The sequence below is a fragment of the Fictibacillus sp. S7 genome (assembly GCF_004127935.1).
Taxonomy (GTDB): Bacteria; Bacillota; Bacilli; order Bacillales; family Fictibacillaceae; genus Fictibacillus_C; species Fictibacillus_C enclensis.
Window position 1 is genome coordinate 4,702,730 of sequence record NZ_QJKL01000001.1, and the last position, 10,032, is coordinate 4,712,761.

Annotated in this window: 9 protein-coding genes and 1 pseudogene; 8 read left to right on the forward strand and 2 right to left on the reverse strand. The window is 44.0% G+C overall.

All coding sequences use genetic code 11. The annotated features are described in order from the left end of the window. Positions 1-61: 61 nt before the first annotated feature. Both mbcS and DMO16_RS23870 read left to right on the forward strand, forming a co-directional pair. Entirely contained in the window at positions 62-1,648 is a 1,587-nt protein-coding gene (gene mbcS, locus DMO16_RS23865) for an acyl-CoA synthetase MbcS (protein ID WP_129480256.1), read from the forward strand. Between the two features lie 115 nt (positions 1,649-1,763). Then, positions 1,764-3,359, forward strand: a complete 1,596-nt coding sequence (locus DMO16_RS23870; RefSeq protein WP_129480257.1) for an amidohydrolase — start codon at positions 1,764-1,766, stop codon at positions 3,357-3,359. A 47-nt stretch (positions 3,360-3,406) separates the two neighbouring features. Here the strand turns inward: DMO16_RS23870 and DMO16_RS23875 are convergent, their stop codons facing one another. Next, positions 3,407-4,210 carry an NAD kinase gene (locus DMO16_RS23875; protein ID WP_061972484.1) on the reverse strand — a complete coding sequence of 268 codons (804 nt, stop codon included), beginning with the start codon at positions 4,208-4,210 and terminating at the stop codon, positions 3,407-3,409. A 132-nt stretch (positions 4,211-4,342) separates the two neighbouring features. Between DMO16_RS23875 and DMO16_RS23880 the strand changes: the two genes are divergently transcribed. The 5 genes from DMO16_RS23880 (at position 4,343) to DMO16_RS23900 (ending at position 8,783) form a co-directional block, all read left to right on the forward strand. Continuing rightward, a complete protein-coding gene (locus DMO16_RS23880) occupies positions 4,343-5,023 on the forward strand; it encodes a DUF2953 domain-containing protein (protein ID WP_129480258.1) in 681 nt (226 codons plus the stop codon). Continuing rightward, complete coding sequence (gene ytfJ, locus DMO16_RS23885) at positions 5,016-5,480, forward strand: GerW family sporulation protein (protein WP_061972486.1); 465 nt, start codon at positions 5,016-5,018, stop codon at positions 5,478-5,480. The genes DMO16_RS23880 and ytfJ overlap by 8 nt, the downstream gene beginning before the upstream one ends. A gap of 311 nt (positions 5,481-5,791) precedes the next feature. Next, the gene (tpx, locus tag DMO16_RS23890) at positions 5,792-6,289 is read left to right on the forward strand and encodes a thiol peroxidase (protein WP_129480259.1); all 498 of its coding nucleotides are present in this window, start codon (positions 5,792-5,794) and stop codon (positions 6,287-6,289) included. 122 nt (positions 6,290-6,411) lie between these two features. Next, positions 6,412-7,407 carry a class I SAM-dependent methyltransferase gene (locus DMO16_RS23895; protein WP_061972488.1) on the forward strand — a complete coding sequence of 332 codons (996 nt, stop codon included), beginning with the start codon at positions 6,412-6,414 and terminating at the stop codon, positions 7,405-7,407. 188 nt (positions 7,408-7,595) lie between these two features. Beyond that, positions 7,596-8,783, forward strand: coding sequence for an acetate kinase (locus tag DMO16_RS23900; protein ID WP_061972489.1), 1,188 nt, complete (start codon positions 7,596-7,598; stop codon positions 8,781-8,783). 47 nt (positions 8,784-8,830) lie between these two features. On the opposite strand, the pseudogene DMO16_RS23905 reads toward DMO16_RS23900, so the two are convergent. Next, positions 8,831-9,055, reverse strand: a pseudogene (locus tag DMO16_RS23905) (AraC family transcriptional regulator); the annotation flags it as partial. 101 nt (positions 9,056-9,156) lie between these two features. On the opposite strand from DMO16_RS23905, the gene DMO16_RS23910 reads away from it, so the two are divergent. Further along, the gene (locus DMO16_RS23910; protein WP_129480260.1) at positions 9,157-9,993 is read left to right on the forward strand and encodes an EcsC family protein; all 837 of its coding nucleotides are present in this window, start codon (positions 9,157-9,159) and stop codon (positions 9,991-9,993) included. The last annotated feature ends 39 nt before the right edge of the window (positions 9,994-10,032 follow it).

The following is a 10,032-nucleotide window of genomic DNA, read 5'->3' on the forward strand; positions in this document are numbered from 1 at the left end:
CTAAATTTATTGTATAATAAAGAGGGTAATATGCTTGGTTTACATGGAGGAGGACGTAGAAATGGATAATCTATTGGATCTGCAGGCACCGCCGATTTACAATGTGACGGAGGAAATGGAGAAATTTGCTCAAAACCCTGAGCGTAAAGCCATTGTTTGGCAAAATGACCTGGGGGAAAAGAAAGAAATGACCTACAGCGAGCTTTTTGAATGCTGCAATAGCTTTGCAAACGCACTGACGAAATTAGGGCTTTCAAAGGGAGACAAAGCATTAATAGTAATGCCACGGAAAGTGGAAACCTATGTGGTTTATTTGGCCTGTTTAAAAGCAGGTATTGTGGTCATTCCATCCTCCGAAATGCTCAGACCAAAGGATTTGAGTTACCGAATTATACATAGCGAAGCAAAGGCTGTAATTATTGATGCTGCTTTTCTGTCCGGCATAGATGAAATTACTGACGAACTACCTTCGCTACAATACAAATTGTCCATTGGCGGAAGTAAAGAAGGCTGGCAATGTCTTGATGAATTAGCAAAAAATGAAAGCGGTTCATTTGAAACAGTTAAAACAAGTAAAGATGATATGGCATTTTTATCCTATACATCAGGAACGACTGGACTTCCCAAGGGAGCGGTACATACCCATGGATGGGCTTTTGCACACTTGCAGACAGCGGCAAAAGGCTGGCTGGGCATAAAAGAACAAGATAAAGTGTGGGCGACTGCTGGACCGGGCTGGCAAAAATGGATATGGAGCCCCTTTGTTTCCGTATTGGGCTGCGGAGCTACAGGTTTCGTGTACAATGGAAAATTTGATCCTGACAAGTATTTGGCACTTCTGGAAGAGCAGGACATATCCGTTTTATGCTGTACACCGACTGAATACCGTCTGATGGCGAAAACTGATCATCTGGACCAATATAAGCTTCCTTCGCTGCGCAGTGCTGTGTCTGCAGGCGAACCACTAAACCGGGAAGTCATTGATATTTTCCAGCGTCACTTCAATGTCACGGTCCGTGATGGATACGGTCAGACTGAGAATACATTGTTGGTGGGCATGATGGAGGGCATGGAACTGCGGCCGGGATCGATGGGAAAACCGACGCCAGGGAATCGTGTGGAAATTGTAGATGAAAATGGAGAGCCTGCTGCTGTTGGTGAAGTAGGGGATATTGCCGTTCACAACAGTTCTCCAGCTTTGTTTAAGACATACTACAAGGATCCTGAACGTACAAAAAAGGCGTTCAGGGGAGACTACTATTTAACAGGTGACAAAGCCAAAAAAGACGAGGATGGCTATTTCTGGTTTGAAGGCCGAAGCGATGATATTATCATCAGTTCCGGCTATACCATCGGACCGTTTGAAGTGGAAGATGCACTGGTTAAACACCCCGCAGTAAAGGAATGCGCGGTCGTGGCAAGCCCGGATGAGATCAGGGGCCATATTGTAAAGGCATATATCGTTTTAAAAGATGATCAGCAAGAAGCGTCTGAATCACTTGTCAAAGATTTGCAGGAACACGTAAAAGCACTCACTGCTCCTTATAAATACCCGCGCAGTATTGAGTTTGTATCCGATTTACCCAAAACAACATCCGGAAAAATCAGGAGAATAGAACTGAGGCTAAAAGAAAACAGTGGCAGTTGATGACAAAGGCAGGCAAAAAGCCTGCCTTTTGAGTGAAAAAATATTCCGTTAATTGTATGAAATATGGTTAAATGAGGGAAAAGCAGAGCTGAAATCCGTACATACGAGGTGAAATATGGGAACATTATACTTCAATGGAACAATCTATACGATGATGAGGGAAGGGGAAACGGTGGAAGCCGTCTTTGCTGAAGGAAAGGATATTCGGGATGCCGGTTCCCTTCAAGACCTGTCCGAGAAATATGGATGTCATATCAAAGAGAAAGTAGACCTGAAAGGAGCGGTTATGTTTCCCGGATTTGTGGATAGTCATCTTCATATCATTGGACACGGAGAAAAGCTGATCCGCAGGAATCTGTCTCATTTTACATCTGCAGAAGAAATGGGATCGTACCTGAAGAAAGAAGCTGAGAAAGAGAAGCCCGGAAATTGGCTGCTCGGAGACGGCTGGAATGAAAACAACTTTCTCGACCGAAAAATTTTTCACCGCCATGAGCTGGATGAGCTGGCTCCCAATCATCCGATGCTGCTGTCAAGAGTATGCCGTCATGCCTCATTGGCCAATTCAAAAGCGCTGGCGCTTGCGGGAATTACGAAAGAGACGGAAAATCCGGAGGGCGGAATTATCGTACGCGATGAAAATGGCGAGCCGACAGGTTATCTGCTTGACAGTGCTTCAGATCTTGTGAAAGATGTGGTTCCGCCTGCAACAAAGGAATATTTGTTCACCGCATTAACCGCTGCGGTAAAGGATTTGCTTTCAATGGGGCTGACCGGCGGCCATACCGAGGATCTCGGATATTACGGTGGATTTGATAAAACGATCTCCGTATTTCAGAACGTTCTTAACGATCGATCACTGAAATTCAAGGCGCATCTTCTTGTTCATCATAGTGTGGCCGGGGACTATCAAACAACCAGCCTGCATAAAAGCATCTCACCATACCTGGAGTTCGGAGCGATGAAAATCTTTAGTGACGGAGCCTTTGGGGGACGAACTGCACTTCTTAGCAAGCCATATAATGATGCGCCTGATACATCCGGTGTGGCTATTCATTCGCCGCAAGCTTTAAAGGAACTGGTGAAACAGGCGAGAGAATATCAAATGCCGGTGGCTGTGCACACAATCGGTGATCTATCTCTGGAATACACACTTGATGCAATTGGTGCATATCCGCCAGTCACAAAAGAGCGGGACCGGATCATTCATGCGGGTCTCGTTCGGCCCGAGCTGATTGAAAGGATGAAGCAGCCTTCTTTAATTATCGACATCCAGCCAAGCTTTGTTCCTTCTGATTTTCCATGGCTTATTGAACGGCTAGGAATGGAGAGGGTACCTTATGCATTGGCCTGGAAAACGCTTCTGTCGAATGGGCTGCATTGCGCAGGCGGATCGGATGCCCCGATTGAAACAGCCAACCCCTTAGAAGGAATCTATGCGGCAGTTGCAAGGAAAAAACCGGAGGAGACGCATGAGGGCTACCTGCCTGAAGAAAAACTCACTCCTTATGAAGCAGTTCAACTCTATACTGCAGGCAGTGCCTATGCAATCAATAAGGAAGAGGAAAGAGGAAAGATTGCCCCTGGCTTTGAAGCGGACTTTACCGTACTCGACCGGGATATCCTGACATCAGAACCAGAAGACATCCGCCAAGCCAGAGTGGTTTATACGATTATTAACAATTCGATCGAATACAGGGCTGCTACCTAAAATAAACACCGCCTGCAGTCCCACGCTGCAGGCGGTTTATTGTATTTCTATAAAAAGCTTCGTCTCACTTTATGCCAGAATGAATTGTCCTTTAGTTTCACCGTTTTTACTACAAGGTCGGATAAGTGGAAACGGATGGATTCCGAATGTCTGATGCTCAATGCTTCGTTATCGATGCCGATGATGGGATATTGGTTATTGTCCTGTTCGATTTTAAAGGTGAGTTTTCGTTCGTTGCTCAAAACAAAGGAAGAACCAAGTGTCCGATACAGGTTGTTGTTTAGGGACGCCATTTCACTTACCTGATAACACTGCAGTTTGGGATCGACAACTGCACCTGTTACGGACTTGTTGTATGCCGTACTTCCGGTAGGCGTCGAGACGATCATGCCATCCCCCCGGAAGGTTTCAAAGTATAAATCATCGATGAACACATCCATCACTAGTGTTTTGATGATGGAAGAGCGGATAGAGCATTCATTCAAACAATAGAACGTTGAATCATCATGATCCATCGTGACCGCCAGTGTTGGATATTTACGGACTTCCACTTGGTTGTTGTCCATGGCGGTCATCATTTTTTCATGATCATCCACATGAAAATCACAATAAAAGCCAAGCTCTCCCGTACTGACCCCGACGTACAGGCAGTCATCTCTGAATCCGGTTTTCCTTACTGCCTGCAAAAAGGCGCCGTCACCGCCAATTGACGCAATAATATTGGCTTTTTTATAATCATCCACAAGGGTAAAACCGTAATTTTGAGCAAGCTCCAAGAGGGGCTCTACCTTTCTTAATACCTCATCTTCCTGCTTGTACGCAACAAATAAATTTCTGCGATCGTCTGTCATGTGATGTCCTCCTGTCGAATGTTTCTGGTGTCCTTTATCCATTTCTACTCTTGTTTTATAAATCCTTTTGCCGTACAGCAGGTTTATTTTTTTGCGCCAAGCCCATAATGGTTGTGAAAGGAAGAATAGCCTGTGTTGATTGTTTATAGTATTCTCATTTTGCTTTTGCTCTTATTTATTGCCATACCACTGTCTACGCTCCACATTACTTTTTTGTTCACCCATCACGGAGATGACGATTTTCTTCGGTTAAAGATTACGCTTTGGAAAGTGATTTCCTATACGCTGGAGCTACCGGAGATCAAGGTTAATCTTGCAGAAAAGAAGCTGGACCTTAAGGAAAAATCAAAAGGCGCGACCAAGGAAAAAAAGAAGAGAAAAAGCATTACACTGCATGCCTTTTTAAACAGCTATTATAATTATCTAAATTTACTCCGGCATGTTGGAGGCTTTTATCGTATTCTTAAGGTTTTTTTTAAAAAGGTGACGATTACGGATGTGAAATGGAACAGCCGGTTTGGGCTTGGTGACGCGGCATCTACTGCAGTCGCGTCGGGTTTGGTATGGGCATTAAAGGGAAACGTCCTTGGCTTGTTATCTCATATCGTAAGGTTAAAAGGCATTCCAACCATTGGAGTTGTACCTGTTTATCAGGGAACCCTCACGCAAACCCGGCTGTCCTGTATGATTTCTTTTAAAATCGGGCATGCTATTGTCGTCATGTTACAAGTGTTGAAGCACTGGAGATCCATCAGCTCCAACGCAAACAAAAAATCAAAAAAATATGTAGCAGGAGGAACATCACATGTCTGAGCACCCTATCGAAGGCTTAATGAAAACCGCGATGGAAAACCTGAAACAAATGATCGATGTAAATACCATTATAGGTGATCCGGTTGAAACCCCGGATGGAAGCGTCATCCTGACCGTTTCTAAGGTTGGATTCGGCTTTGCGGCTGGGGGAAGTGAATTTGGCGGCGGAGATCAACAAAATGGAAGCAGCCAGCAAAATCCATTGGATTCAGAAGAGCTGCCATTTGGCGGAGGAAGCGGTGGCGGGGTATCCATTACACCGATTGCTTTCTTGATTGTTGGCTCAAATGGCATCAAAACCATCCATTTAGACAACAGCACTCATTTATACGAGCGGTTGCTTGATCTTGCACCAAGCGTTGTGGAGAAAATCCAGCAAATGATGAACAATAAAAACAGACAACGCAATGTACAGCAACAGAACAACAATCCGAATCAACAGCAGAACCCTTTTTGAGTTAACTGTTTTTACAGTTAGCTTTTTTCTTTGCGGTTAACATACTCAGTTTTGGCGAGTAAATCAGTGACTATGGCGGGTAAACGAGTCGCAGAAGGGCGTAATCGCCTGCCTCAGCTTTTCATCGATCCAGCTTCAGGGACCAGAGACTCGGCCACTTCGATCTTTGCCAGAAAACAAAAAGCGGTTTATGGCAAAGCCCTCCAGTGTTTTTCGTCTCTATACGGCCCCTTCAGCTTTTTATTTGCACATTCTGGTTCTTCGCTATATGATGGGACATGTACATAATTAAATAAGAGGAGGCTGTTTTCATGGGAGTTACATTTAAAGAAAAACCGGTTACGCTGGGTGGAAAGCAAGTACAGGTAGGTGACCAGGCTCCGGATTTTACGGTGCTGGCCAATGATTTATCAGAAGTGACACTTGCGGATTCTAAAGGTTCTGTTCGTTTAATTTCAGTGGTGCCTTCTATTGACACAGGAGTTTGTGATGCGCAGACCCGCCGTTTTAATGAGGAAGCTTCCCAATTGGACAATGTGAAAATTCTCACGGTTTCTGTTGACCTTCCTTTTGCTCAAAAACGCTGGTGCGCAGCAGCTGGAGTAGAGAACGTTCAAACGCTATCCGATCACCGCGATCTTTCTTTCGGTAAAGCTTACGGTGTAGCAATTGAAGAGCTTCGTCTTCTTGCAAGAGCGGTTTTCGTTGTAGACAGCTCTGACAAAGTAACTTACGTTGAATACGTGGATGAAGTAACCAACCATCCAAATTATGAGGCGGCTATTGAAGCTGCAAAAGCTGCCAAGTAAAACAAGAAACTCCGGATTCTGATTCCGGAGTTTTTTAGCGGTATAATCTCCCATGATCAGCTTTTGTATATAGGATTAAACGCATAAACAGTGCGGTTGCAGGATATTTAGGAGGAACGACAATGAACAGCAATCTTTCGAATGTGGAAAAATTATTTACGGTTATCGACCAATCGGCAGAAAGAATTAAACAGGAAGAGGAACTGACCTATTTGGATGCCCTTGTGGAAACCGGTGAAAATATGTTTCATAAAGAAATCCCCGAAGACGTGTCGCAAGTCACCAAAGTATTTTTAGAAAAGGAATACGCAAAGGTTAAGCTTGAAGCCATGAATCGGGAAGAAATCCGTAAAGCTTTTCAGCTGGCTGTATTGAAAGGGATGAAGGAAGCCATACAGCCGCATCATGCCATGACGCCGGATGCGGTTGGTATTTTTATCAGTTATCTTGTCCAAAAGCTGATGCCTTCCGCCAAAGAGTTTGCGTTGCTGGATCCTGCGGCAGGAGCGGGTAATTTGCTGACAACGGTTTTGAATCAATTGGAAGGCAATATAAAAAGCTTTGGCGTAGAGGTGGATGAAACCCTTTTGCGTCTGGCATGGATCATTTCCAATCTGCAAAAGCATAACGTGGAGTTTTATCATCAAGACAGCATTAAGCCGCTTTATGTGGAACCCGTGGATCTTGTGGTCTGCGATCTTCCTGTCGGTTTTTATCCAAATGATGAAGCAGCAAAAGAATTTATCGTTCATGCTAATGAGGGACACACTTATGCCCATCATCTGCTCATTGAGCAAAGCCTTCATTACCTGAAAGAATCGGGATTTGGGGTATTTCTTGTGCCCAATGGGCTGTTTTCCAGTGAACAGGCGCCTCTTCTTCAAAAAATGATTAAAGAAAAGGCTGTCATCATTGGGATGATTCAGCTTCCGCTAAGTCTTTTTAAACAGGAATCACAGGCAAAAAGCATCCTTCTTCTGCAGAAAAACGGGGAGAATACAGTGAAACCGAAACAGGCATTGCTGGTGGATCTGCCGTCGTTTTCCAAAAAGCAGGCCATTGCTAACGTGATGGACCAAATGAATGAATGGTTTAGCGAAGAACTTAAACGTCCATAAAAAAAGGCATTTATCCGCAATGGAAACGAATTCATTTCTGAAAAATACGAATATGCACGGAAAGCCTTTACAAACTTGAAATAAGCGAATAACGATGGTTAAATGGTTAAGGATATATTGAATTTATATTGAGAAGAAGTTCATGGTTACATGTACTTCTTTTTCATTGCTGTTAAGGAGCTAAAAGAATGGCTAAAATTATTGCAATCAATGCCGGGAGTTCTTCCTTAAAATTTCAATTGCTTGAAATGCCTGAGGAGCTGGTTCTCACAAAAGGCGTGGTTGAACGAATCGGATTAAATGACTCCATCTTCACGATTGAAGTGAATGGGGAAAAAATAAAAGAAGTAACGGAAATACCTGATCACGGAGTAGCTGTCAACATGCTGCTCAACAAACTGACAGATCACAGCATCATTTCCTCATATGATGAAATTGAAGGAATTGGACACCGGGTTGTACACGGTGGGGAACAATTTCATGATTCTGCGGTTATCACGGATCAAGTTCTTGAAGAAATTGAGGAGCTTTCTTTCCTTGCTCCCCTTCACAATCCTGCCAACGTGGTAGGCATTCGTGCATTCAAGGAAGTACTGCCCGATGTTCCGTCTGTTGCTGTGTTTGATACAGCATTCCATCAGTCCATGCCTGAACAATCCTATTTGTACAGTTTACCATATGAATATTATGAAAAGTACGGAATCCGTAAATACGGCTTTCACGGAACATCCCATAAATATGTATCCGAGCGTGCAGCTGAACTGCTTGGCCGTCCGATTGAACAGCTTCGCCTGCTTTCCTGCCATTTAGGAAACGGAGCAAGTATTGCTGCCATTGAAGGTGGAAAATCGATTGATACTTCCATGGGCTTTACGCCACTTGCAGGTGTGGCCATGGGAACTCGTTCAGGAAACATTGATCCTGCGCTTATTCCGTATATTATGCAAAAAACAGGTCAAACCGCTGAAGAGGTACTGACCGTACTGAACAATAAAAGCGGTATGCTTGGTGTTTCTGGTTTATCTTCCGATCTTCGCGATATCGAGCAAAAAGCGAATGAAGGTAACGAGAGAGCAGAGCTGGCACTGGAAGTCTTTGCTTCACGCATTCATAAATACATCGGTTCTTATGCGGCACGCATGGCCGGAATCGATGCGATCATCTTTACTGCTGGTATTGGTGAAAACAGTGACACTGTTCGCGCAAGAGTGCTTCGCGGGCTGGAATTCATGGGAGTATACTGGGACCCCGCATTAAATAAAATTCGCGGCAGGGAAGCTTTCATCAGCTATCCGCATTCACCAGTAAAAGTCATCGTGATTCCTACAAACGAAGAAGTTATGATTGCCCGCGATACTGTACGACTTTCCAAATAAACATGACAAACCAAAGGACAGCCCTAGATGGAGCTGTCCTTTTTCTTTTACGGATGTTCCTTCTTTTTGACTGGGATCCAAATTTTGCTTTTAAAGGTTGGCGATGTTATATCCTTTTGTTCATTCCACAAAATTTCGGCTTGCGGAACTTCAAGCAAAGCCCAGTCCCCTGCTGTCTTGACCGTTGTTGCTGCACCCATGTAATGATCCAGTTCTCCTTTTCCTTCCATTCTTTCCTCGGAAAAATGGTCTGAAGCGCTGATCAGTCCGGCTTTCTGTGCACGAAGATGCAGGGTGCAGGGGATTTATGTTATAAAGGATAAAAAGATTGTATAATAACTATAACAAATGCGAAATCGCAGGAGGTTGAATTGTGAGCCTAACGCCAAGAGAGGAAAAAGTATTCAATTCCATTCTTCAATGGGAGTCCAGTTATTTTGAATATGAGCCGTCAGACTTTGAAGCAACGTACGAACGATGGGTGAAGCAGCAGCTGAACCAATTGAACTCCGCCCTGATTGAAAAGATGAACAATGGTATTGATTCAGCTTTATTCCATGTTCATGCGCTGATCCAAAATTCCAGGCATCAAATGGATGTTCGGGAAAAGCTGTTATCAGAGGCGAGAATCTTTCATCCGGAAGCGGAAGAAATTGAAGATTTAAAAGTATGCTCCGTTGACCAGCTTACATATATTGCCCAACAACAGATTGCCAGAAGCCGGATGCTGTCGCTTGCCCAGGGAGGACTTTCGGGAACCGGTGGTTTATTGCTATTGGGAATCGACATTCCGGCAATGATTGCCCTGCAGGTTCGTTCCATTCAATACATTGCAATGAATTATGGATATGACATTCAAAAACCGTATGAAATGATGATGTCGCTCAAGGTGTTCCATGCATCCACTCTTCCTAAACGCTACCAGCATGAAAGCTGGGATGAACTGATGGAGGAAATCAGCAACGGAGAAACTGACTCCTTTTTTTATGTCGGAGATGAGTCGGTAGCTGATATTTCATGGCTGTCCATGCCTCTCAGACAGGGCATCAAGGGTCTGATCATTACGATGCTGAAAAAGAAGGTTGTCCAGGGAATTCCGCTTCTTGGAGTTCTGTTTGGGGCGGGAATGAACTACCAGAAGTCGAGGGAAGTTACAGAGTTTGCCCATAAATTTTATCAAAAACGCTTTTTAATGGATAAACAACTATAATTTTATGCATTTTATGTATACAACATACAAAAACACCCG